Annotated in this window: 21 protein-coding genes; 3 read left to right on the top strand and 18 right to left on the bottom strand. The window is 43.1% G+C overall.

The genetic code is table 11. The features are described from left to right. Window positions 1-73: 73 nt before the first annotated feature. The 7 genes from C1E58_RS10050 to C1E58_RS10020 form a co-directional block, all read right to left on the bottom strand. Window positions 74-1,738: a DAK2 domain-containing protein gene (locus C1E58_RS10050; RefSeq protein WP_105114444.1), complete on the bottom strand. Its 1,665-nt coding sequence runs from the start codon at window positions 1,736-1,738 to the stop codon at window positions 74-76. 2 nt (window positions 1,739-1,740) lie between these two features. Then, window positions 1,741-2,106: an Asp23/Gls24 family envelope stress response protein gene (locus C1E58_RS10045; RefSeq protein ID WP_002939192.1), complete on the bottom strand. Its 366-nt coding sequence runs from the start codon at window positions 2,104-2,106 to the stop codon at window positions 1,741-1,743. Window positions 2,107-2,232: 126 nt separating this feature from the next. Next, window positions 2,233-3,135 carry an ABC transporter permease gene (locus C1E58_RS10040; RefSeq protein ID WP_044753830.1) on the bottom strand — a complete coding sequence of 301 codons (903 nt, stop codon included), beginning with the start codon at window positions 3,133-3,135 and terminating at the stop codon, window positions 2,233-2,235. Between the two features lie 13 nt (window positions 3,136-3,148). Further along, a complete protein-coding gene (opp4B, locus tag C1E58_RS10035; RefSeq protein ID WP_044753831.1) occupies window positions 3,149-4,105 on the bottom strand; it encodes an oligopeptide ABC transporter permease in 957 nt (318 codons plus the stop codon). Window position 4,106: 1 nt separating this feature from the next. Further along, entirely contained in the window at window positions 4,107-5,048 is a 942-nt protein-coding gene (locus tag C1E58_RS10030; protein ID WP_105114443.1) for an ATP-binding cassette domain-containing protein, read from the bottom strand. A gap of 3 nt (window positions 5,049-5,051) precedes the next feature. Then, on the bottom strand, window positions 5,052-6,050 hold the full coding sequence (locus C1E58_RS10025) for an ABC transporter ATP-binding protein (protein ID WP_105210238.1): 999 nt from the start codon (window positions 6,048-6,050) through the stop codon (window positions 5,052-5,054). 222 nt (window positions 6,051-6,272) lie between these two features. Continuing rightward, window positions 6,273-8,063 carry an oligopeptide ABC transporter substrate-binding protein gene (locus tag C1E58_RS10020; protein ID WP_105210237.1) on the bottom strand — a complete coding sequence of 597 codons (1,791 nt, stop codon included), beginning with the start codon at window positions 8,061-8,063 and terminating at the stop codon, window positions 6,273-6,275. 211 nt (window positions 8,064-8,274) lie between these two features. Here C1E58_RS10020 and pbp3 point away from each other — a divergent pair, with 211 nt between their 5' ends. Beyond that, on the top strand, window positions 8,275-9,516 hold the full coding sequence (pbp3, locus tag C1E58_RS10015; RefSeq protein ID WP_105210236.1) for a D-alanyl-D-alanine carboxypeptidase PBP3: 1,242 nt from the start codon (window positions 8,275-8,277) through the stop codon (window positions 9,514-9,516). 480 nt (window positions 9,517-9,996) lie between these two features. Here pbp3 and sufB read toward each other — a convergent pair whose 3' ends face one another. The 8 genes from sufB to C1E58_RS09975 form a co-directional block, all read right to left on the bottom strand. After that, complete coding sequence (sufB, locus tag C1E58_RS10010) at window positions 9,997-11,412, bottom strand: Fe-S cluster assembly protein SufB (protein ID WP_105210248.1); 1,416 nt, start codon at window positions 11,410-11,412, stop codon at window positions 9,997-9,999. Window positions 11,413-11,548: 136 nt separating this feature from the next. After that, window positions 11,549-11,989 (bottom strand): Fe-S cluster assembly sulfur transfer protein SufU, encoded by a 441-nt coding sequence (gene sufU / locus C1E58_RS10005; RefSeq protein WP_105210235.1) that lies wholly within the window; start codon window positions 11,987-11,989, stop codon window positions 11,549-11,551. Further along, the gene (locus C1E58_RS10000; protein WP_105125198.1) at window positions 11,976-13,199 is read right to left on the bottom strand and encodes a cysteine desulfurase; all 1,224 of its coding nucleotides are present in this window, start codon (window positions 13,197-13,199) and stop codon (window positions 11,976-11,978) included. The genes sufU and C1E58_RS10000 overlap by 14 nt, the downstream gene beginning before the upstream one ends. Before the next feature lie 3 nt (window positions 13,200-13,202). After that, window positions 13,203-14,465 carry a Fe-S cluster assembly protein SufD gene (gene sufD, locus C1E58_RS09995; RefSeq protein ID WP_105210234.1) on the bottom strand — a complete coding sequence of 421 codons (1,263 nt, stop codon included), beginning with the start codon at window positions 14,463-14,465 and terminating at the stop codon, window positions 13,203-13,205. A 16-nt stretch (window positions 14,466-14,481) separates the two neighbouring features. Further along, window positions 14,482-15,255 carry a Fe-S cluster assembly ATPase SufC gene (sufC, locus tag C1E58_RS09990; RefSeq protein ID WP_105210233.1) on the bottom strand — a complete coding sequence of 258 codons (774 nt, stop codon included), beginning with the start codon at window positions 15,253-15,255 and terminating at the stop codon, window positions 14,482-14,484. Window positions 15,256-15,334: 79 nt separating this feature from the next. Next, complete coding sequence (locus C1E58_RS09985) at window positions 15,335-16,507, bottom strand: glycosyltransferase family 4 protein (protein ID WP_105210232.1); 1,173 nt, start codon at window positions 16,505-16,507, stop codon at window positions 15,335-15,337. Beyond that, complete coding sequence (gene mecA / locus C1E58_RS09980; protein WP_105210231.1) at window positions 16,504-17,229, bottom strand: adaptor protein MecA; 726 nt, start codon at window positions 17,227-17,229, stop codon at window positions 16,504-16,506. Before mecA ends, C1E58_RS09985 begins: the two co-directional genes overlap by 4 nt. 125 nt (window positions 17,230-17,354) lie before the next feature. Continuing rightward, window positions 17,355-18,191 (bottom strand): undecaprenyl-diphosphate phosphatase, encoded by an 837-nt coding sequence (locus C1E58_RS09975; protein ID WP_105114435.1) that lies wholly within the window; start codon window positions 18,189-18,191, stop codon window positions 17,355-17,357. Window positions 18,192-18,317: 126 nt separating this feature from the next. Here C1E58_RS09975 and C1E58_RS09970 point away from each other — a divergent pair, with 126 nt between their 5' ends. Both C1E58_RS09970 and C1E58_RS09965 read left to right on the top strand, forming a co-directional pair. After that, a complete protein-coding gene (locus C1E58_RS09970; RefSeq protein WP_105114434.1) occupies window positions 18,318-19,883 on the top strand; it encodes an ABC transporter substrate-binding protein/permease in 1,566 nt (521 codons plus the stop codon). Further along, window positions 19,876-20,619, top strand: coding sequence for an amino acid ABC transporter ATP-binding protein (locus C1E58_RS09965; RefSeq protein ID WP_105114433.1), 744 nt, complete (start codon window positions 19,876-19,878; stop codon window positions 20,617-20,619). The genes C1E58_RS09970 and C1E58_RS09965 overlap by 8 nt, the downstream gene beginning before the upstream one ends. A gap of 119 nt (window positions 20,620-20,738) precedes the next feature. Here C1E58_RS09965 and C1E58_RS09960 read toward each other — a convergent pair whose 3' ends face one another. From C1E58_RS09960 to ilvA, 3 genes are all read right to left on the bottom strand, one after another. Further along, window positions 20,739-20,948: a hypothetical protein gene (locus C1E58_RS09960; RefSeq protein ID WP_009910800.1), complete on the bottom strand. Its 210-nt coding sequence runs from the start codon at window positions 20,946-20,948 to the stop codon at window positions 20,739-20,741. An 83-nt stretch (window positions 20,949-21,031) separates the two neighbouring features. Then, on the bottom strand, window positions 21,032-21,919 hold the full coding sequence (locus C1E58_RS09955; RefSeq protein ID WP_419579769.1) for an SPFH domain-containing protein: 888 nt from the start codon (window positions 21,917-21,919) through the stop codon (window positions 21,032-21,034). Window positions 21,920-21,946: 27 nt separating this feature from the next. Next, a complete protein-coding gene (ilvA, locus tag C1E58_RS09950; protein WP_105210230.1) occupies window positions 21,947-23,197 on the bottom strand; it encodes a threonine ammonia-lyase IlvA in 1,251 nt (416 codons plus the stop codon). Window positions 23,198-23,317 lie beyond the last annotated feature (120 nt).

The raw sequence follows: 23,317 nt of genomic DNA, 5'->3' as shown, positions 1-23,317 counted from the left end.
CTTTGTCATAGGTCTACTGGAATTTGTAGACAAATCGACAGAAAAAATCGCAAGCCAAGGCCTGCGATTTTGTTTATTCTACGCTGAAAAGATATGGATAGACTGGTTGATTTCCTTGATGGATTTCGACCTCAACATCTTCAAATTGTTCTTCTAGCTGTTCTGCAAGTGTCTGCGCCAATTCTTCATCACCGTCTTCACCGATGTAGATGGTCACGATTTCGCTGTCTTCATCCAGCATTTTCTCAAAGGTAGCGACAAGTGTTTCCATCATATCTGGATTAGAAACCACAATCTTGCCATCTACCATACCAAGGTTGTCATTTTCATGGATTTCAAGACCATCGATGGTTGTGTCACGGACGGCAGTTGTCACACTACCGCTCTTCACCTCTGCAAGAGATGCCGTCATAGCTTCAAAGTTGCTGTCCAAATCACGACTTGGATCAAAGGCAAGCAAGCTAGTGAAACCTTGTGGCAGAGTCTTGGTTTCCACAACCTTAACCGCCACTTCTGCCACCTCAGCAGCCGTCTGAGCCGCCATCAAGATGTTCTTGTTGTTTGGCAACAAGATGACATTGCGGGCATTGACCAATTCAATAGCATTGATAAAGTCTTCTGTTGATGGGTTCATGGTCTGACCACCTGAGATCACATAATCAACGCCTTGTGATTTGAAGATTTCTGTCAAACCCTCACCTGCCGCAACAGCGATAATGCCGTATTCTTTTTGCTCAGCTGGTTTTTGGTAGGCTTCTTCTTTCTCAACCTGAGCCTCATGTTGCTCACGCATATTGTCCACTTTTACCTTGACCAAGCTACCGTATTGAAGCCCTGCTTGCATGACCAAACCTGGATCTTCTGTATGGACATGGACTTTAACAATTTCATCATCGTTGACAACTAGGAGAGAATCCCCAAGGTCATTAAGATAGTTGCGGAATTCTTCATAATCAAAGTCCTTGACATAAGTAGGACCTTGGCGAAGAGCTACCATGATTTCTGTACAGTAACCAAAGGTAATATCCTCAGTCGCCACATGACCGGCAACTGACTTGTGGTGCTCTGCATTGATCATTTCTGACATAACAGCTGGTGTCGCTTCAAAATCCTCTGACGCAATGTACTCACCTGTCAATGCTGACAAGAAGCCTTCGTAAATATAAACAAGACCTTGACCACCTGAATCGACAACCCCAACCTCTTTCAAGACCGGAAGCATCTCAGGGGTTTTCTTGAGGGCACGGTTGGCACCTTCTAGAGTCGCGCGCATGACCTCAACGGCATCATCAGTTTCTTCTGCTTTTTTAAGAGCTGCTGTAGCTGCGCCACGAGAAACCGTCAAAATGGTACCTTCAACTGGTTTCATTACAGCCTTATAAGCCACTTCGACACCATGTTGGAAGGCTTGCGCCAAGTCCTTACCATCCAATTCAACCTTGCCTTTGACAGACTGACCAAAACCACGGAACAACTGTGAGGTAATCACACCAGAGTTTCCGCGAGCTCCCATAAGCAAGCCCTTAGACAGGATTTGAGCAACTTCACCGACTGTGTTGGCTGGCTTATCAGCTACTTCTTTGGCACCATTGGTAATGGTCATGCCCATGTTGGTTCCAGTATCGCCATCTGGCACTGGGAAGACGTTTAATGAGTTTACATATTCAGCTTGTTTATTCAGACGAGTGGATGCTGCCTGCACCATTTCTTGAAATAAACTAGTAGTAATTTTAGACACAATTATTCTCCTACGACTTTAATATTCTGGATAAAAACATTAACGGCATCAACAGAGATACCTAATTGATTTTCCAAGTTGAATTTCACACGTTCTTGGATATTGCGAGATACTTCACTGATTTTTACACCGTAGCTCATAACAGTGTAAACATCGACTGCAATGCGACCATCTTCTAGGGTCTTAATGACAACACCTTTGGAATAATTTTCCTTGCGCAAAAGAGCCTGAAAATTATCCTTAATCGCAGACTTACTAGCCATGCCCACAACTCCGAAAATCTCAGTCGTAGCACCACCGACAACTGTGGCAATCACGTCATCAGTCAATTCAATTTGGCCGTCTTTTGTATTGATTTTAACAGTCATAATTCCTTACCTCAAATAGTTTTATCACTCCATTTTACCATATTTTCCAAATTCTGTAAAAAACAAGCCTGTGACAGCTGAAAGAAGAAAAAAAGAGCTCCCGAAGGAACTCTTCTTATAGGTTGCTTACCCCAAACGTTGTTTGGCATCGGCAGCACGTTGAAAGGCTTGACCGACATAGTTAATACAAAGCATCATGACAAGGATGAAGATAGCTGCTGGCAACCAAATCCAAGTCTTGTTCTCTAAGATGTCTGCATTACGGGCATTGGCAATCAAGGTACCCAAACTTGGAACTGTCGATGGAAGACCAAATCCAAGATAGGTCAATGATGTTTCAATACCGATATTCCCTGCAAAGTTGAGGGTCAAGTTAACAATAATCAGGGAACTCAAGTTTGGCAAGATTTCACGGAACATAATCATGAAGTCGCTTGTTCCAAGTGTTTTAGATGCATTGACATAATCCAAGCTCGCCTCTGACAAGGTTCTTGTACGGAAGAGACGCGCCTTAGCTGTCCAATAGAAAGCACTCATAATCAGGATAAAGTGATAGATGGTGTAGTCTTTGATAACCGTTACGAAAACGATAATCAACATGGTTACTGGAAGAATCATAATGAAGTCTACAATCCGCATCAAGAAACCATCCAAACGACCTCCATAGTAGCCTGAAATCAATCCGACCGAGATACCAACAATACTTGTAATAATGGTAATAGTAAAACCGATGACAATGGAGTTACGAGCACCAATAATCAACTGACCGAAGATATCTTTACCACCTTCATCAGTTCCCAAGATATAGCCATCAACTCCAGGCTCCAAGTAACGTCCCAAAAGATTGACTTTCATCACTTGCTCTTGATCTAAGACCAAGGCTCCGATGAAAACAGTCAAAAGAACTGTCACCAAAATGACCAATGAAGCTAAAGCTAATCTATCCTTCAAAAACTCCCGCGCGATGACACGAAAGCCACCTGGAGGAGTTGAAGTAGATTGTACTTGTTTTTTATTTTCTTTACTCACCTTACTCCTCCTTCTATTTCACACGGATACGTGGGTCTACAATACTCATGATAATATCTGAAATCAAGGTTCCCAAGAGAGTTCCCATACCAAATATCAACAAGAGGGCCAAGATAACACTATAATCACGACTAGAAATAGAGTTATAGAACAATTGACCGATACCTGGATAGGTAAAAATATTCTCAATAAAGATCGAACCACCGATCAAACCAGTCAATTCATAACCCAAGAATGATGCGATTGGCAGAATAGAGTTACGGAAGATATGACGGTTGTAAACCACACGCTCAGGAACACCCTTAGCACGCGCCGTACGGACATAATCTTGACTCTTAGCATCAATAATCCCTGTACGGAGATACTGGATAGTTACAGTTGTAGATAAGATAGCCATGGTAATCGCCGGCAAAATCATGTGATGAAGACGGCTGAGTACCGCTGCAAAACCTTCGACACCACCACCGATTGAACCACGAGTTGGGAACCAGCCCAAGCTAAAACCAAACAACCACAACATAAGAATCGCAAAAACGAAAGTTGGTGTTGAGAAGGTCAAGAAGTTATAAACCCCAATCACCTTATCAGCCAGAGAGTTTTGGTAGCGACCAGCAATCATCCCCAAAGGAAGAGCGATAGCATAGGTCAAAATCATCGTCAACAGCGATAACCAAATAGTATTGTTCAAGCGTTGCATGATAACATCCAAAACTGGTTGCTTAAAGAGGAAACTCTGACCAAAATCACCCTGCAAGAGATTACCAACCCAACGTAAGTATTGAATATGAATTGGATCATAATATCCGGCTGCAATCCGTTTTTGTTCGATAATGGCTGGATCGATATTGGGATCAATCATACCCGTAAAAGGATCCCCTGGCATCATCTTAGCCACGAAGAAAGCGATAATACTCAAAATGATAATTTGAGGAATCATCATGAGCAAACGACGTAAAACTGTTTTCCACATCTTAGTTCTGACCTCCTTTTGGAAGGGCTACCTGATGAGTTGCTGAGCAGGTTTGTAAATCGTAAACTCGACCATTTTCATCATAGTATTGACCTTGTTTTTCTTGATACTCTTTTTCAGCAGCCAAGCGTTTTTCCTTGTTTTTCAAACGATTCACTGGATCAATCGATGGAATAGCTGACAAAAGACGTTTGGTATAGATATGCTGTGGATTGTTATAGATGTCCTGCTTGTTACCCGTTTCGACGAAACGACCACGGTACATGATAAACAATTCATCACACATATGTTGCACAACGCCAAGGTCATGAGAAATAAAGAGGTAGCTGAGTTTAAACTCATCCTGGATACGCTTCATATAGTTCAAAACCTGAGCTTGAACAGACAAGTCCAAGGCAGAAACAGGCTCATCGGCAATGATCAAACGTGGATTACTTGCTAGGGCACGGGCAACGCCGATACGCTGGCGCTGACCACCTGAAAATTCATGAGGATACTTAATCAAGGCTTCTTCGTTCAGACCGATGGTATCCAAGAGTTGAAGAACTTTTTTCTTCTCCTCATCTGGAGAAAGACGGTCAAAGTTACGAATAGGCTCCGCAATGATGTCCAAGATACGTTTTTTAGGGTTGAAACTAGAAAGCGAATCTTGGAAAATCATTTGAACATCACGGTTAAAGTTACCTTTTTTACTGCGTGATTTGTTGGTCACATTTTGACCTTCGTAGATAATTTGTCCTGAAGTAGCACGTTCCAAACCAATGATTGCCTTACCAATTGTTGACTTACCAGAACCTGACTCACCTACCAAACCATAGGTTTTTCCCTCTTCAAACTCAAGATTGACGCCATCCACGGCATAAACATGGTCTGTGACACGGTTAAAGAAGCCACTTCGAATTGGATAATGGACTTTTAAATCTTTTACTTCAATAAATCCCACTATTTAGGCCTCCCCTTCAAAATAGAATGTTTCGTGACAAGTACAACGCACAAAGTGATTTGGTCCTACTTCGTGCATACCTGGATTTTCCTCGTGAGCACTTGCTTCAATCCAAGGAATACGTGGTGCAAAACGGCAACCTTGACGCAACATTTTGGTAATCGGTGGTACGATACCTTCGATAACGTGAAGATCCCCACCTTCGCCACCTGATTGCGGATTTGACTTCAAGAGCGAACGTGTATATGGATGTTTTGGATTGGTAAAGAGTTCCTCAACAGGAGCCACCTCAACAAACTGACCACCATACATAACCGCAACACGGTCAGCTGTTTCTGCCACTACTCCCAAGTCATGGGTAATCAAGATGATCCCAGAACCTGTTTCTGCTTGAATGTCGTTCAAAAGATCCAAGATTTGGGCCTGAATGGTCACATCCAAGGCTGTCGTCGGTTCATCTGCAATAATAATCGGAGGTTTACATGATAGAGCCATGGCAATGATGATACGCTGACGCATACCACCTGACAATTCATGTGGATACTGTTTAAAGGTGCGCTTAGGATTTGGAATACCAACTTGAGCCAACAACTCCAAAACACGCTCCGTACGAGCATTGGCATCCAAGTCCGTGTGATAGAAGAGGGCTTCATCAATCTGCGCTCCAATGGTCATCAAGGGGTTGAGGGAAGCCAAGGGATCTTGAAAAATCATCCCAATATCATTTCCGCGTACAGTATTGTACTTAGCTTCATCCATCCCAATCAACTCCATATCATTGTACTGGATACTTCCTGTGATTTTGGTATTTAATGGATTGTGCAAGCCCATAATGGTCGTTGCCAAAGTAGATTTACCACATCCTGATTCTCCAACAATAGCGAGAATCTCATTCTTTTGCAATGAAATATCAACGCCATCAACAGCATCAAAATAATCATCAGCAATACGGAATCCGACGTGTAAATCTTTAATATCTAAAAGCGGTTTTTCAGTAGCCACGCTTCGTCCTCCTTTGTCTATCGGCTAATCAAGCTCAATCATTTCGAACTCTATAATATCAACATCATCCAGTCTTTGATTAACCAATTCATATATTAAAAAGCAAATCACTCTTTTTTGTGTACTGGTTCTACTATACCATAATTATCTGAAAATTCCAATAGCCATCTGAAAAAAGCCAAGCAAGTTGGCTTTTTCAGACACTATTCAAATTAAATAGGATTATTCTGCTGCTACACCTTTGTCAGCTGTCAATTCGATATTTTCAAGCGCAATACCTTTGCCTGAAGCTGAACCGTAGTTAGAATCGTAGTTCTTCACACGTTTGTTAAGTGCTGTGATTTCTTCAGATTCAAATGTTGGGATAGCAAATGCTTGTTCAGCAGCATACTTTTGCCATGCCTTGTAGCTTTCAAGGTTTTTCTTCTCATCAAATGATTCTACTGAGCCGATTGCCTCCAACAATTTAGTGTTTTCTTCAGATACGAAACGTGACATGTTGAATGGAGCAAGTTCTCCCCAAAGTCCGTTAGGATTTGGATCGAAACCTGTTGACCATCCACCAGCATACATATCAATTGCAGGGTCATTTGCTTGAATTGCATCGTAGAAAGTATTTACTTCAACAGTACGGCCAGTGTACAATTCAACATTCAAGCCAACTTCTTTCCACCAAGCAATGTATTGTTGTACGAGTGCTTCGTTCGCTTCTGTACGTTTACGAGCTGCGAAAGTGATCTTGAATTCTTTACCGTCTTTGCCTTCACGGATACCGTCGCCGTTTGTATCTTTGTAGCCAGCTTCATCCAAGAGTTTTTTAGCTTTTTCTGGATCGTATGTATAACCTGCTAATTCAGAATCATGAAGATCGCCAAAGAATGAGATAATCAATGATTTTGCTGGGTGGTACAAACCGTTGTACAATTTCTCACCAGCTGTCTTGGTATCAATTGCATAGGCAATCGCTTGACGAAGTTTCACATCGTTCATCTTAGCGTTTTCGTTCATGACGTTCTTCTCAGCAGCCTCGTCATATTTACCAAAGTTAAATGAGATGTATTCGTAAGATGAGTTAAGTGAACCAACGATGTTCAAGTTAGACAAGTCTTTGTATGAATCCAATTGGTCAACTGGCATTTCAGCGATATCGTAGTTACCAGCCTTCATCTCAGAAACGATTGTATCAGGTGATACGATATCGATTTTCAATGAACTTGTTTTTGGAGTTGTTCCCTTGAAGAAGTGTTCGTTTGGAACGTAAGTGATAGACTCACCGTTAACAATTTCTTTAATCTTCCATGGACCCATACCTACAAGTTTAGCAGTACGTGAGTACTCGCTCTTTTCCCAATCAGCCACAGGAATATCTTTGTAGATGTGTTCTGGTTGGATATAGGCAGGTACATCACCACCAGCATACATCATAGAAGGTGACATTTCTTTCACAGTCAATTCTACTGTGTAGTCGTCAACTTTCTTGATACCAGAAATATCAGATGCTGTTCCAGCCACAAATTCTTCCATACCAACGATGTTCAAGAATTTATCATCAAAACGCACACCTGTGTAGTCTTTGCTTGCCAATGACTTGATTGTGAAGATGTAATCATTGATTGTGAATGGCTGACCATCAGACCACTTGTAGTCTTTACCTGTCAAGCTAACAGTGATTTTTTTGTTTTCGATATCAAATTCAGCCTTAGCAAGACCTGAATCGTCCAATTTACGATTTCCATCATAACCGAACATTGAGATATCGACCATTCCACCAAAAGTTGAGTCTGTTGTATTCTCAGTCAATTCATCAATCAAAAGACCTGATGAAGTTGTTGGCGACACCCAAGCGTATTTCAACTGTGCATCAGCCACAGCAGTTCCGTCTTGTTTCACTTCTGACGGGAATGACAAGTTTTGTTCTGTTGAGCTTGATGATTTAGAACCACAAGCAGCAAGTACAGATGCAGAAAGAAGAGTCACACCTGCAAGTGCAAAGAGTTTTGTTGTCTTTTTCATAAAACACCTCTGTTTTCTTTTTGTTCGACACATAATTGTATGTCTTATGAAATTTATTATATCATAAAATTTTCTTAAATAAAGTCTTTTTGTCAGAAAATTTTGTAAAAACATAAATTTTCATTATTTTCTATTATTTTTCATGTTTTTTCCTTATTTTTCTTACAATCCATGTGATATAATGGAAGAAATATCAGATAAAGGAATGTTTATGCGTAAGTTAATACTTCTATTATTGGCAACCTTTAGTTTTCTTATCGGAGGCCCCGCTGTCCTAGCGGACGATTTCTCGGTAGCAGCTAAACATGCTATCGCGGTTGAGGTTGATTCAGGAAAAATCCTTTTTCAACAAGATGCTGAAACCAAAGCCAGTGTCGCCTCCATCAGTAAGCTCTTAAGTGTCTACATGGTCTACGAAGCCTTGGAAAAAGGAGAAATCAACTTGGATACCATGGTGGACATTTCAGACTACTCCTATAGCTTGACTGCCAATATCGAACTCAGTAACGTGAATTTGGATGAGCGCACTTATTCTGTCCGTGATCTATTGAATGCCTCTCTCATCACTTCATCCAACAGCGCCATCATTGCTCTGGCTGAAAAAATAGCGGGTAGCGAAGCTGCATTTGTGGACCGAATGAAAACAAAGATCCAGGAATGGGGCATTACAGATGCTAAAATCGTTAACGTTTCTGGATTAGATAATGCTGATTTAGGAGGTAATATCTATCCTGGTTCCAGTCCTGAAGATGCCAATCACTTTTCAGCACTCGATATGGCTATTATTGCACGTCGGCTCATTCTTGACTATCCGCAAGTCCTAGAGATTACCTCACTCAACGCCTATGACTTTGGTGGCTATACCTACTATAGCACCAACCAAATGCTGAGTGACGGAACCCATGCTCGTGGGGGAGTGGATGGTTTAAAAACAGGGACTTCAAACTCTGCTGGTTCAGGTTTCTTGGCCACAACCCAACAAGCTGGTATGCGTATCATTACAGTAGTCCTCAATGCCACGGACGGTTTGGCTATGCCTGATAATCGTTTTGTTGCAACCAATGATTTGATGAACTATGTCTATGCCAATTTTTCACGGGTTGCAATTGCCGAAAAAGGAAAAGCCTACAACAATAGTAAAATTAAGGTCTTTAACGGAGAAAAGGAAACCAGTCCCGTCGTTGCTGCTGCAGACCTATACATCGTTCAGCGCAATCAGACAGAATTGACTGCGTCTGCAAACTTTATCCCTACTACAAATGAAATCGATGCACCATTGACTGCTGGTAGCGTTGTTGGAAAACTACAATTAAAAGACCAAGACTTGATTGGGAAAGGTTATATTGGAGAGCAAGCCAGTGTAGAAATGGTCCTCCCAAATGATATAAAGAAAGCCCCTTGGCCAGTTTCATGGTGGAATAACTTTGTCCGATATGTGAACGAGAAATTATAATACAAAAATACTATGCCGGATAAGCACTCGGCATAGTATTTTTATGTTATAGGCTTGTAAAGTTCCTGCAGGGAGCAACATCAGTGAGGTAATCTAATCTCCCAGACTAGTTTGCTAAATTTACATAGTAGAGCGACTGCCATCGCTCCTCATCTCCCACCTCGGTTGGTGAGAGCTCCTGCGGAACTCCTCACTACATATCGTTTTCTTACAGAAAATAACGAGCGTGGAAGGAATAGGATTTTTATAAGAGCATAAAGAAGAGCGACTGCCGTCGCTCCTCATCTCCAACCTCGGTTGGTGAGAGTTCCTGCGGAACTCCTAGCTACATATCGTTTTCTTACAGAAAACGACGAGCGTGGAAGGCATGGAATTTTTATAAGGTTATAAAGAAGAGCGACTGCCGTCGCTCCCTATCTCCAACGAGCGTTGGCATTTGTGTGCTCCAAATAGCTTCTTAGTTATGTGGAGCTACACAAATTAGCCAACGCTCCCCTCCATTTCATAGGCAATCAGTCTGTTGAGTTCGACTGCGTATTCCATTGGGAGTTCTTTTGTGAATGGTTCGACAAAGCCCATGACAATCATCTCTGTGGCTTCGGATTCGGATAGGCCACGGCTCATGAGGTAATAGAGCTGTTCTTCTGAGATTTTTGATACTTTGGCTTCGTGTTCGAGGGCCACTTGTGAGTTGTGGATTTCATTGAATGGGATGGTATCTGATTTGGAAATATCATCCATGATAATGGTGTCACACTCGATGTGGCTGATTGACTTGGCTGAGTTTTTAGCAAAAGTCACTTGGCCACGGTAGTTCACTTCTCCACCGCCACGGGCAATGGATTTAGATACGATAGACGATGAAGTCCGTGGTGCATTGTGGATCATCTTAGCACCGGTATCCTGCACCTGACCCTTGTTGGCAAAGGCAATGGACAACATAGTTCCGCGGGCTCCTTCGCCTTCTAGGTAAACCGCAGGGTATTTCATGGTCGTCTTAGCACCAAGGTTTCCGTCAATCCACTCAACTGTAGCATTTTTCTCAGCACGGGCACGTTTGGTTACTAGGTTATAGACATTATCTGACCAGTTTTGAATAGTCGTATAACGCATATAGGCACCTTCGTGGGCAATGATTTCCACAATGGCAGCGTGGAGACTGGCCGTTGAGTAAGTCGGAGCCGTACAGCCTTCTACGTAGTGAACGCTTGCACCTTCGTCCACGATGATGAGGGTGCGTTCAAACTGACCTGTTCCCTCGTTGTTAATACGGAAGTAGGTTTGGAGTGGAATATCCAACTTAACGCCTTTTGGTACGTAGATGAAGGTCCCGCCTGACCAAACCGCTGAATTGAGGGCAGCTAGTTTATTGTCTGACGGCGGAACGAGTTTTCCAAAGTATTTTTTGAAGAGCTCGGGGTGTTCCTTGAGTGCCGTGTCAGTATCTGTAAAGATAATGCCGTGCTTGTCGTACTCTTCTTTCATATTGTGGTAAACCACTTCTGATTCGTACTGGGCAGAAGCTCCTGCCAGGTAGGCACGCTCAGCTTCTGGAATACCGATGCGTTCAAAGGTTTCCTTGATTTTTTCTGGTACATCATCCCAGCTACGTGCTGGCTTATCAGACGGTTTTTGATAGTAAACAATATCATCAAAATCCAGTTCAGACAAGTCGGCTCCCCAGGTCTGCATAGGCATTTTCTTGAAGGTTTCATAGGACTTCAAACGGAATTCCAACATCCATTCAGGCTCGCCTTTGATACGGGACATTTCACGAATGACTTCTTCGTTCAAACCCTTACCAGTCGAAGCCACCAGTTCCACGTTCTCGTCATGGAAACCGAATTTGTATTCCCCAAGGTCAATCGGGGTTGGTTCAATTCTTTCTTCTGACATAATATAAGATACTAAGCCCAAAAAGTATGAAAATAGCAGTTACGCTCTCTTCAATGCTTGCTGGGCCTGTTCAATTCCAATCAGAAACTGAACAATCCTTTCTGTATGATTTTCATTTTTGTTTATTCGATGGTGCTCAGTCAGCACTGTCACTACGTTCTAGTGCTTTTTTCAGGGCATTCCATGGTAGTGTGGCACATTTGATGCGTTGGGGGAATTTGGCAACGCCTGCGAGGAGGGAGGCGTCTCCCAGTTCCTTCTGGCGTGCATCTTCTTGTCCTTGGACCATTTGTGAGAAGATTTCTGCTAGTTCTTGAATCTGACCGATTTCTTTACCAAGGACTGCCTCGGTCATCATAGAAGCCGATGCGGTTGAAATGGTGCACCCAACTCCGTCAAAAGCAATGTCGGTAATCACATCTTTTTCAATCTTGACTGACAGTTCAATCACATCGCCGCAGGTTGGGTTGTGGAGTTCTAACTTTTCCACTCCGTCCAAGCTCCCGCGGTGACGAGGCGACTTGGAGTGTTCAGACACAACTGCCATATAAAGAGAATCTAATCTAGATAGGGCCATTGAAAAACTCCTTTGTCTTGATGATTGCTTCAACCAACTTATCACAGTCAGCCTTGGTATTGTAGATGTAAAAACTTGCTCGTACAGTAGCAGGCACCTGCAAATATCTGAGAAGTGGTTGAGCACAATGGTGACCGGCCCGCACAGCAACCCCTTCATAGTCCAGAGCAGTTGCCACGTCATGTGGATGCAAGTCGTCCAAGTTAAAGGCGATAACCCCCGTCCGCTTGGACAGGTCCTGACTGCCATAAATGGTCAAGCCTAGAATAGCCTGCAATTTTGGAAAGACATAGTCAACCAGTTCCGCCTCGTGGGCCTGGATAGCGTCCATACCAATTTCGGTCAGATAATCAATGGCCGCTCCCAGCCCAATGGCACCTGCAATATTAGGCGTTCCTGCTTCAAACTTCCAAGGCAATTCCTTCCAAGTGGCTGACTGCTCATAGACAAAGTCAATCATCTCGCCACCGAATTCAACAGGCGACATGAGATTGAGCAATTCTTCCTTGCCGTAGAGAACACCAATTCCTGTTGGACCTAACATCTTATGACCTGAAAAGGCATAGAAGTCCACGTCTAATTCTTGCACGTTGACAGTCATGTGGGGAACGGACTGGGCTCCGTCCACCACCAAGTAGGCACCGACTTGATGCACCAGCTCTGCTATTTCCCCAATAGGAGCCACGCTGCCTAAAACATTGGATACGTGTGCTAGGGAGACGAACTGGGTCTTAGAAGATAGTAGTGACCGCAGGTGGTCCATGTCCAGCTCGCCGTCTTTTAGGGTCACATAGCGGAGCTTAGCACCTGTTTGCTGACAGGCTTGCTGCCAAGGGATGATATTGGAGTGGTGCTCTTGAACCGAGATGATAACTTCCTGGTCTGGCTGGAGAATTTCCTTTGCAAACTGAGCCACCCAGTTAAGACCGGTGGTCGTTCCTCTGGTAAAGAGAATTTCCTTACTAGACTTGGCCTGGATAAAATCTGCCACCTTCTGCCGAGCCGCTTCATAGCGAGCCGTTGCCCGTTCCGACAGGGTGTGAACGCCACGATGGACATTGGCATTGTCTTTCTGGTAATAGTCTGCCAACACATCCAGTACCTGCTGCGGTTTTTGAGTGGTGGCCGCATTGTCCAAATAGACCAGCGGCTCATCGTTAACAACTTGGTCTAGGATTGAAAAATCCTTGCGAATGCGTTCCAAATCCATATCTTATCTCTTTGTTAGTTTTTCTTCAATCACGGCAATCAGTTGGTCACGAACTTCCTTGACAGGAATTTCGGTAATGACTGCGCCAAGGAAACCACGAACAACCAAGCGTTCAGCAGTTTCTCGGTCCAGGCCACGACTCATGAGGTAGTACATATCTTCTGGATCCACCTGACCGATTGAGGCTGCGTGTCCAGCTGTGACCTCATTCTCATCGATAAGTAGAATTGGATTGGCATCCGAGCGAGCTTTATCAGACAGCATGAGGACACGGCTTTCCTGCTGGGCATCTGCACCTTTAGCACCACGAACAATGTGTCCGATACCATTGAAGGTCAAGGTTCCGCTTTCTAAGATAACCCCATGTTGCAGGATGTGTCCAACCGAATTATGACCGTAGTTGGTCACGCGCGTATCCACACCTTGTACCTGGCGACCTGATGACAGTCCGACAACTTTGAGATTGGCATGACTGCCGTTTCCTTTTAATTCGCTGTCCAAATCAGCAACCACATTTCCTTCGTTGAGCAGACCAATGGCCCAGTCAATCGTCGCATCGTTTCCGAGATAGCCACGACGATTGAGGTAGGTATCCAAATGCTTACCAAGGCGGTCAATGGCCGCAAACTTGATTTGGCTACCAGCAAGGGCGATTACTTCAACGACAATATTGGCTGAAGTCGCTGCTGCTCCGTCGCCTAAACTTTCAAAACGCTCCAGGTAATTAAGCTTGGCATTTTTTCCAGCGATGATGAGGACGCGTTTGTTAAAGGCAACTGGACTAGTGCTGTCTTGGTAGAAAAGGGCCTCAACTGGCTGGTCGATTTCAACATTATCTGGTACGTAGAGGACCGCACTTGCGTTAAAATAGGCTGTGTTGTAAGCTGCTAACTTGTGTTCGTCGTAGGCTACGGCAGATCCGAGGTACTTTTCAAGCACATCTGGAATGATGTCCATAGCTGAGGCAAAGTCTGTAAAAACCACACCTTTTTCTACTAGGTCAGCTGGCAACTGTTCTAGAACAGTTTGACTGCCAACTTGGACCAACATAGGATTGTCACCGATAGCTGTAAAATCTGGAACAGCCCCGATTTCATCATTTGTGGCTAGGCTTCCGTCACCCAGATTCCAACGATGAAACTTGACCCGCTCAATAACCGGCAAATCCAGCTCTGCTATTTTGTCGAAAGCCTTAAGACGCAGGTCTGTCAACCAAGTTGGTTCTGCCTGCAAGGCTGAAAATTCTTGTATTTTTTCTTTGGTCATAACTTCCTCCAAAGACTTAAATGTCATCTTCTTTGTAGTCGATACCAAGCTCTGCTGCAACTTGGACATAACCTTCTTTTTCCAAGCGTTGTGCCAGTTCTGGTCCGCCTGAAAGCACGACACGACCTTCCATCATGACATGAACAACGTCTGGTGTGATGTAGTTGAGCAAGCGTTGGTAGTGGGTGATAATCATGGCACCGAAACCTTCACCACGCATAGCATTGATTCCTTTTGACACGACTTTAAGCGCATCAATATCCAAACCTGAGTCAATCTCATCAAGAAGGGCAAAAGTTGGCTCCAACATGAGCAGTTGCAAAATCTCATTGCGTTTTTTCTCCCCTCCTGAGAAACCTTCGTTGAGGTAACGTTCTGCCATTTCCTCTTTCATGTTGAGGAGTTCCATTTTTTCATCCAACTTGGTAATGAAGTCGCGGACAGAAATCTTGTCTTCATCTTCCTTACCAGCATTCATAGCAGCACGGAGGAACTCTGCGTTGGTAATGCCTGGGATTTCTGACGGGTATTGCATAGCCAAGAAGAGTCCCATACGGGCACGTTCATCGACTTCTAGTTCCAAGATGTTGATACCGTCAAACAGAATCTCACCTTGGGTCACTTCGTAGCTTGGATTACCCATGATGGCTGCTGAAAGGGTGGATTTCCCTGTTCCGTTCGGTCCCATGATGGCTGCAATTTCACCTGTCTTGAGGGTCAAATTCACACCCTTCAAGATTTCCTTGCCTTCGATTTCAACATGAAGGTCTTTGATTTCTAATACTGACATCTTATTCTCCTTTATTTATTATCTTTCTAATTATATCAAAAAAAGAGCCAGAAGGCTCTTTTCTAGTTTAGAAAGATTCTTATTTTCTTTTCTTTTCTTCCTGTCGTTTTTTATAGGCCTCTATCCGTTCCTGACGGTAGCTACTATTTCCAATGAAACGAAGCAGATTGAGCAGGGGCATTCGATTTTCACCAAAGATACCGATCAACTCACATAAGACTTCTACACCCAATCCCATGGTTAAAACCAAAAGAATACCGCCTACACGACTGGAAACATTAAGTAGAAGAGAGGTCAGAGAAAACAGGAAGGAAATGGCATAGATGACCAAGACTGTACCTCGATGGGTTAATCCTAGAGATAGCAAGCGATGGTGGAGATGCATTTTATCCGCCTCTGAAATCTTCTGTCCTGACAATTTACGCCGGATAATGGCCATAACCGTGTCTGTAATAGGAACCCCCAAGATAATCATCGGAGTTACCACAGCAACAGCTGTTGAATTCTTCAAGCCCTGAAGGGACAGAACACCAATCATAAAACCAATGAACAAGGCACCTGTGTCCCCCAGATAAATGATGGCTGGATTGTAGTTATATGGTAGAAAACCAATAATGGCTGCCACCAAAACAAAAATCGTCAATGTCAAAAAGATATTGCTATCATGTAAGAAAAAGTAGGAAACAATTCCCATGGTTGTCAAGGAAATAATCGACACCCCTGACACCAAGCCATCCAGACCATCAATCAAGTTGACCGCATTAGTAATGGCAACAATCCACAAGACCGTTAAAAAGAAAGACAACCAGGTCGGGAAAATAAGCAAAGGACCACCGAATGGAATTTTAAAACTATCGAAATGGAATTCTGTAAAAAACCATATCAAAGTCGCAGCAAGAACAATTCCAAACATTTTTGGAGTCGGTCCCAACTCCTTCACATCGTCAATATAGCCAGTAATAACAATAATGAGCGAAGATAAAATTAAGGGAAGAACATAGTGTAGGTAGGTTCCATGGTAGTTGATATGGGAAACAAGCCTAGGCAAAAATACCAAGGTAGCCAAGGTAAAAGCTATGAAAATTGCTAGACCGCCAGCCGACGGCATAGGCACCTTATTGATTCTACGCGCATTTGGATTATCGACTGCTCCCACCTTGAAGGATAGAAAACGCACCAAGGGCGTTGCAACTGCTGCAACAACCATTGTCGCAATGATAACCATGATATATTTTAAAGCGAAAGGAATCATGCCAAAGATACCTTTCTAAGTTCCTCAAGCGCAGCCATTGGCAAGATGGTCACTCCATGTTCCTGTAATACTGGTCTGGTCAATTTTGTATCATTGGCGAATTCTAACATCCGCGACAGAAGATAGTCTGGATAGCGTTTGGAACGTTCCTCAACATTGATTAAAACAGTCATATAATAATGACCATCCATCTTATAGAGCTCCGACTCTTCAATCGGGTAATCAACCGTCCCAACAAAAGTCATCAATTCATCAATATGTGGAAAGTCAAGGATGTAGTAGATATAGCCCTCTGTTTCCTGCTCCTCAGCTTCTTCTTCAGCTTTTTCAACTTCTTCTAAATGTCGAACAGCATCCATATCCTTACTGCTTCGCTCTCGAACAGTCTGCTCCAAGCTCTTGAAAAAGTCCTCTGGGCTCATTCCCGTAACATCACCAAGTTCTGAAATATCTGCAAATTCATCAAAATTCAAATTCTGATCCAAATCAGACTTGGTCACAAAAATATCCACCCGATCCGGCTTAGGAGTCACACGAAAACTAAGCATGCCACTTTCACGGAAGGTTAAAGGCAACTCCAATTCATCTAAAACTGTATAGAAAAATTCTTCTGTCTTTTCTTGAGGAATCAAGAAGTCTGCCAACTCCATCCCTCTTTCTTCTAAGTCATCCATTTTGATAGTGATTTTCAAGGTCGAATCACTAATTTGTTTTACTTTCATACTTACCTCTTATTGATGAACAGCTCTCGAAAAATTTACCATTCATTTTCAATTCTCATACATATCTCTTTCCATTATACTAAATGACCGCTTGAAAGACAAAAGAAAAGCAGGTCCCCCTGCTCTTAAAATAAAAATGTGATAAAAGAATAGACCAGCAAGATAGCACCCAAGATAATCCGGTAGTAGCCAAATACTGTGAAATCATTTTTCTTAACAAAGTCCGTCAAGAAGCGGATAACCACCAAGGAAACAAGATAGGCTGTCAGACTGGCAACCAAGAGAATGAGACCTTGCTCTAGGTTTAGACTATTACCATCCAAGAAATACTTGACCGCTTTTAGACCGCTGTAACCAAACATGGTCGGGATTCCAAGGAAAAAGGTAAAGTCAGCAGCAACTGTCCGACTAGTCCCCAGGATAATCGCACCTAGAATAGTCGCACCAGAACGACTGGTTCCTGGCACAATACTCAAGACCTGGAAGCAACCGATTAAGAGAGCTGTCTTATAGGACATTTTCGCCAAATCTGTCACCTGTGGCTCTACATCCCGATTACGATTTTCAATCCAGATAAAGGCAATACCATAAACAATCAAGGCAATGGCAATGGGCACCATAAAGTTAAAATGGGCTTCGAACCAACTGTCCAATGGCACCGCAATCAGAATAGACGGAATGCAGGCAAGAACAACCTTGGCCCACAACTGCCAGGTCAACTGAATTTCACGCTTGGTCTTACCAGGCTGGAAAGGATTTAACTTTTTGAAGTAGATGGTCATAACCGCAAGAATAGCTCCCAACTGGATGACAATATTGAACATCTCTACAAAGCTAGCACTTTGGTTGAGTTTCATAAATTCTTGAACCAAGATCAAATGCCCTGTAGATGACACTGGCAACCACTCGGTCACACCTTCGATAATCCCTAAAAAGATGGCTTTTAGTAATTCGAGTAACATATTACACTCCTTTATTGTAAGTCTTTTTATTATATCATAAAAAAAGTTCCTTTCATAGTACAAGGATATTGAAATTTGTCAGAATTTTTAATAAAATGGTGTAATACCATTTAATAAGGAGAAATCATGAAACATAAATTTAGTATCTTTCTGCTGACACTGATTGCTATTTTTTCTATGGCAACAGGCGTAAAAGCAGATGAATACCTCCGAGTCGGTATGGAGGCTGCTTATGCCCCTTTTAACTGGACTCAAGAGGACAACAGTAACGGAGCTGTTCCTATCGAAGGAACCAACCAGTATGCCAATGGCTACGATGTCCAAATCGCTAAAAAAATTGCCGAATCCTTGGACAAGGAACTCTTGGTAGTTAAAACAAAATGGGAAGGTCTTGTTCCAGCCCTGACTTCTGGTAAGATTGACATGATTATCGCTGGTATGAGTCCGACCGAAGAACGTAAGAAAGAAATAGCTTTCTCAGACAGCTACTATACGTCCATTCCAACCTTGGTCGTTCGTTCAGACAGCCAGTATGCTAAGGCGACTAGCTTAGCTGAATTTGCTGGGGCAAAAATCACTGCCCAGCAAGGTGTCTATCTCTACGACTTAATCGACCAAATCCAAGGTGCTGACAAACAAACAGCTATGGGAGACTTCTCTCAAATCCGCCAAGCACTAGAATCTGGTATTATTGATGCCTACGTTTCAGAGCGTCCAGAAGGTCGAACAGCCGAAGCTGCCAACAAGGTCTTCAAAATGGTGGAGTTGACTGATAGCTTTGAAACCAACGCTGAGGATGTGACCATTGCAGTCGGTATGCGCAAGGACGACAGCCGTATCACCCAAGTCAATCAAGTCTTGGCAACTCTTACTGAAGCTGACCAAATTGCCCTCATGGACAAGATGATTGAAAACCAGCCTGTTGAAGAAGCCAGCGAAGGGGAAACACCAAGCTTCTTTGCACAAGTGTGGAATATCATCGTTAACAACTGGCAACAATTACTTCGTGGCACTGGAATGACCTTGCTGATTTCTATCTTAGGAACTGTCATCGGTACCCTTATTGGTCTTCTAATTGGTGTCTTCCGTACCGCTCCAAAAGCAGCCAACAAGGCTCTTGCTATCGGTCAAAAAGTTCTCGGTTGGTTGATCAATATCTATATCGAAGTGTTCCGTGGTACACCGATGATTGTACAATCTATGGTTATCTACTACGGTACTGCCCAAGCCTTCGGTCTTAACCTTGACCGCACTCTGGCTGCCATCTTCATCGTATCCATCAATACCGGTGCCTACATGAGTGAAATTGTCCGCGGTGGTATCTTCGCCGTTGATAAGGGACAATTTGAAGCCGCAACAGCTCTTGGCTTTACCCACAACCAAACCATGCGCAAGATTGTTCTTCCGCAGGTTATCCGCAATATCTTGCCAGCAACTGGTAACGAGTTTGTCATCAACATCAAGGACACATCTGTATTGAACGTTATCTCCGTTGTAGAATTATACTTCTCAGGAAATACTGTAGCGACACAAACCTACCAGTACTTCCAAACCTTTACCGTCATTGCCATCATTTACTTTATCTTGACCTTCACTGTGACCCGCATCTTGCGCGCAGTTGAAAAACGCTTTGACACAGACACCTATACAACTGGTGCCAACCAAATGCAAATCGAGGTGCCTCATGACTAATAATGTAATTCTTGAAATTAAAAACCTAAAAAAATCCTATGGACAAAACCAGGTCCTCAAGGACATTTCTGTGACAGTGGAAAAAGGGGAAGTCATCTCCATTATCGGTTCATCAGGTTCTGGAAAATCAACCTTCCTCCGCTCTATCAACCTTTTGGAAACACCAAGTGAAGGACAAATCCTCTACCATGGCCAAGATGTTTTGGCCAAAGGCTATGACTTGACCACCTATCGTGAAAAATTGGGTATGGTTTTCCAATCCTTCAACCTCTTTAACAACCTCAACGTCTTAGAAAATGCTGTCGTGGCACAAACGACTGTCTTGAAACGCGACCGTGCAGAAGCCGAAAAGATTGCCAAAGAGAACCTCAACAAGGTCGGTATGACTGAGCAATACTGGCAAGCCAAACCTAGCCAACTATCTGGCGGACAAAAACAACGGGTCGCCATTGCCCGCGCCTTGTCTGTTGATCCAGAAGTCATTCTCTTTGACGAGCCAACTTCAGCCCTTGACCCTGAAATGGTCGGAGAGGTGCTCAAAACCATGCAAGATCTTGCCAAGTCTGGCTTGACTATGATCATCGTTACGCATGAAATGGAATTTGCCCGCGATGTTTCAGATCGCGTCATCTTTATGGACAAGGGCGTCATCGCTGAAGAAGGCACTCCACAACAAATCTTTGAAAATCCACAAGAAGAGCGGACCCGCGAATTCCTACAACGTTTCCTTGGATAATCTTTCATTCTATGTTCCATTCCATACTTACCAGTCTTCTAGGCTGGTAAGTTTTTTTGCAAGAAAAAAGAGAAGACCAGCCGTCTTCTCATCAAATCGTCTAAATACTAAGATTTAGATTAGTTTTCAAATTTCTTGTGGTTTTTGTCGTAAAAGTCAATCAACCCCAAGGCAGTCGCAAATGAAATGTTGTCAATCTTAGCGCGACCTTGTGCAAGAGCGATAACTGACATTTCACGAGCATTTGTTTCTTTGCTGATACGGTAGCCAGTGATTTTTTTCTCGCGTACCCAGCCGACAACAGCAGCAACTTTTTCGTAACTAGTCATTAGGAACCCCTTTCCAAATTATTCGTGCAATTTAGTATAATACAAATTGCCTTGAATTGTCAAGTAAAATGTTCGGATTTTACTCAATTTTTAACCTGGAGAGCAGACAATATTTGTGTACGTACATCCTCCACTCCGCCAGCATTAGCTGGTAAAAAGATTGTTTGATTACCTCCTTGTGCAAAATTGTTTAATGTATCCAAGTATTGGTTGGTCAACAAGATAGACATAATCTGCTCTTCCGTCATGCTGATGTTAGACTCTTTCAATTCACGAATAGAGTCTGCTAGTCCGTCTACAATTGCCTTCCTTTGTTGGGCAATCCCCACACCATGTAGGCGGTCTTTTTCAGCTTCTGCTTCAGCAGCAGTGACTATTTTAATCTTATCGGCTTCTGCCAATTCTTGGGCCGCAACCCGTTTCCGCTGAGCTGCGTTGATTTCATTCATTGATTGCTTGACCTCGGCATCTGGCTCAACCTTAGTAATCAAGGTTTTAACAATGACATAACCGTAGGTCGACATCTCTTCCGCCACCTGCTTTTGTACTTCAAGGGCGATTTCATCTTTCTTCTCGAAGAGTTCATCCAAGGTCAATTTCGGAACGGATGACCGCAAGGCATCTTCAATATAGGATTTGATCTGAGCCTCTGGATGCATGAGCTTGTAATAGGCATCCGTTACATTATTTTCATTGACACGATACTGAGTGGCGACATTCATGGTCACAAAGACATTGTCCTGGGTCTTGGTTTCTACCACAATCTCACTCTGCAACATCCGTAATTGGATACGTGCCGCAATCACATCTACCCCAAAGGGGATTTTAAAGTTAATACCAGAGGTAGAAGTCTTTTGGTACTTCCCAAACCGCTCCACGATGGCAACCGTCTGTTGCTTGACCACATATAGCCCTGAAACCACTAAAATCAAGACAAGCAAGACCAAAAATAAGAAACTAATGAGAAACATCAAAAAACCAGCTTCCATATTTACCTCCTAAACAAGCATTTTATAAAGTGAGTCATTTTCATGAAGATTGATATATTGGGGATCAAAATCCTCCAAACGCGATAGGAACTGTGCGTAATCCTCCTTATTGCCCAAGGCAATCCCTATCAAGACCGGACCCGTTCCCTTATTGGCACGTTTGATATATTCAAAGCGGGTAATATCATCATTTGGTCCTAAAATATCATTTACAAATTCACGCAGGGCACCTGGACGTTGCGGAAAGTTCACAACGAAGTAATGTTTAATTCCTTCATAAATGAGGGCACGTTCTTCCATTTCTGGCATGCGGTTGATATCATTATTACCACCTGAAATGATACAGCAAATGGTTTGCCCCTTAATCTTGTCTTTTATGACCTCTAAAGCTGCTACAGTTGCTGCACCAGCGGGTTCAGCCACAATCCCAAGCTTGGAATAGAGATCTAAAATAGTCCCTGAAATCCATCCCTCATCTACTCCAATCAGCTTATCGACATGCTTACGGGCTACAGCATAGGTTGTGGCTCCAACCTTTTGAACTGCAATCCCATCCGCAAACTTATCAATGCTTGCTAACTTAATAGGGCGACCCTTATCAAATGCAGCCTTCATGGAACGAGCCCCATTTGCTTCAACACCGATAATCTTGATTTCTGGTGCGTGTTCTTTTAGGTAGGCGGACACCCCTGCAATCAAACCACCTCCACCTACAGGTACGAGGATTTGATCAAAGCTGATCGTCTGCTCTTGGGCTTCTTCTAGGATTTCATAAGCAACTGTCCCTTGACCTGCCTGAACATCGTCATCATCAAAGGGATCGATAAAGGTCTTACCAGTTTCTTTGGTATATTCCTGTGCAGCTTGAGCTGATTCGTCAAAGGTATCCCCCACTAGACGAATGTCTACATAGTCACCACCAAAGAATCGAACCTGTCCGATCTTTTGTTGAGGAGTTGTAATGGGCATAAAAATCGTCGCTGGAATCTGCATTTCTTGACAGGTATAGGCCACCCCTTGGGCATGGTTTCCGGCTGAGGCACAGACTACACCTAGCGCCTTTTCTTCATCGGATAATTGCGATATCGCATAGTAGGCACCTCGAATTTTAAAAGAGCGAACGCGCTGCTCATTCTCACGTTTGATATAGATGGTGGCTCCATACTTCTCTGACAAGTAACGACTGTAATCCAAAGGAGTCCGGACAACCACTCCTTTCAGAACTTCATAAGCCTGTTCTATGTTTTTTGCTGTAATCATATTTGCACTAATTTCTTTCTATATCCTATTGTATCAATATTTTTAAAAAAACACTAACATTTATGCGCATATTTAAAATATTATTGCGCAAGCGTTTGACATACAATGTTCAAGCCCCCA

It is taken from the genome of Streptococcus suis, assembly GCF_002964575.1.
Taxonomy (GTDB): Bacteria; Bacillota; Bacilli; order Lactobacillales; family Streptococcaceae; genus Streptococcus; species Streptococcus suis_R.
Note: the sequence above shows the minus strand (reverse complement) of the source record. Positions and strands in the feature narration are given on the sequence as shown.

What these genes read in the sequence shown, in the direction of transcription:
- C1E58_RS10045 (WP_002939192.1), bottom strand. Translation starts at nt 2,106, where the DNA reads ATGACTGTTAAAATCAATACAAAAGACGGCCAAATTGAATTGACTGAT.
- opp4B (WP_044753831.1), bottom strand. Translation starts at nt 4,105, where the DNA reads ATGTGGAAAACAGTTTTACGTCGTTTGCTCATGATGATTCCTCAAATT.
- C1E58_RS10020 (WP_105210237.1), bottom strand. Translation starts at nt 8,063, where the DNA reads ATGAAAAAGACAACAAAACTCTTTGCACTTGCAGGTGTGACTCTTCTT.
- pbp3 (WP_105210236.1), top strand. Translation starts at nt 8,275, where the DNA reads ATGCGTAAGTTAATACTTCTATTATTGGCAACCTTTAGTTTTCTTATC.
- sufB (WP_105210248.1), bottom strand. Translation starts at nt 11,412, where the DNA reads ATGTCAGAAGAAAGAATTGAACCAACCCCGATTGACCTTGGGGAATAC.
- sufU (WP_105210235.1), bottom strand. Translation starts at nt 11,989, where the DNA reads ATGGCCCTATCTAGATTAGATTCTCTTTATATGGCAGTTGTGTCTGAA.
- C1E58_RS10000 (WP_105125198.1), bottom strand. Translation starts at nt 13,199, where the DNA reads ATGGATTTGGAACGCATTCGCAAGGATTTTTCAATCCTAGACCAAGTT.
- sufD (WP_105210234.1), bottom strand. Translation starts at nt 14,465, where the DNA reads ATGACCAAAGAAAAAATACAAGAATTTTCAGCCTTGCAGGCAGAACCA.
- sufC (WP_105210233.1), bottom strand. Translation starts at nt 15,255, where the DNA reads ATGTCAGTATTAGAAATCAAAGACCTTCATGTTGAAATCGAAGGCAAG.
- C1E58_RS09985 (WP_105210232.1), bottom strand. Translation starts at nt 16,507, where the DNA reads ATGATTCCTTTCGCTTTAAAATATATCATGGTTATCATTGCGACAATG.
- mecA (WP_105210231.1), bottom strand. Translation starts at nt 17,229, where the DNA reads ATGAAAGTAAAACAAATTAGTGATTCGACCTTGAAAATCACTATCAAA.
- C1E58_RS09975 (WP_105114435.1), bottom strand. Translation starts at nt 18,191, where the DNA reads ATGTTACTCGAATTACTAAAAGCCATCTTTTTAGGGATTATCGAAGGT.
- C1E58_RS09970 (WP_105114434.1), top strand. Translation starts at nt 18,318, where the DNA reads ATGAAACATAAATTTAGTATCTTTCTGCTGACACTGATTGCTATTTTT.
- C1E58_RS09965 (WP_105114433.1), top strand. Translation starts at nt 19,876, where the DNA reads ATGACTAATAATGTAATTCTTGAAATTAAAAACCTAAAAAAATCCTAT.
- C1E58_RS09960 (WP_009910800.1), bottom strand. Translation starts at nt 20,948, where the DNA reads ATGACTAGTTACGAAAAAGTTGCTGCTGTTGTCGGCTGGGTACGCGAG.
- C1E58_RS09955 (WP_419579769.1), bottom strand. Translation starts at nt 21,919, where the DNA reads ATGTTTCTCATTAGTTTCTTATTTTTGGTCTTGCTTGTCTTGATTTTA.
- ilvA (WP_105210230.1), bottom strand. Translation starts at nt 23,197, where the DNA reads ATGATTACAGCAAAAAACATAGAACAGGCTTATGAAGTTCTGAAAGGA.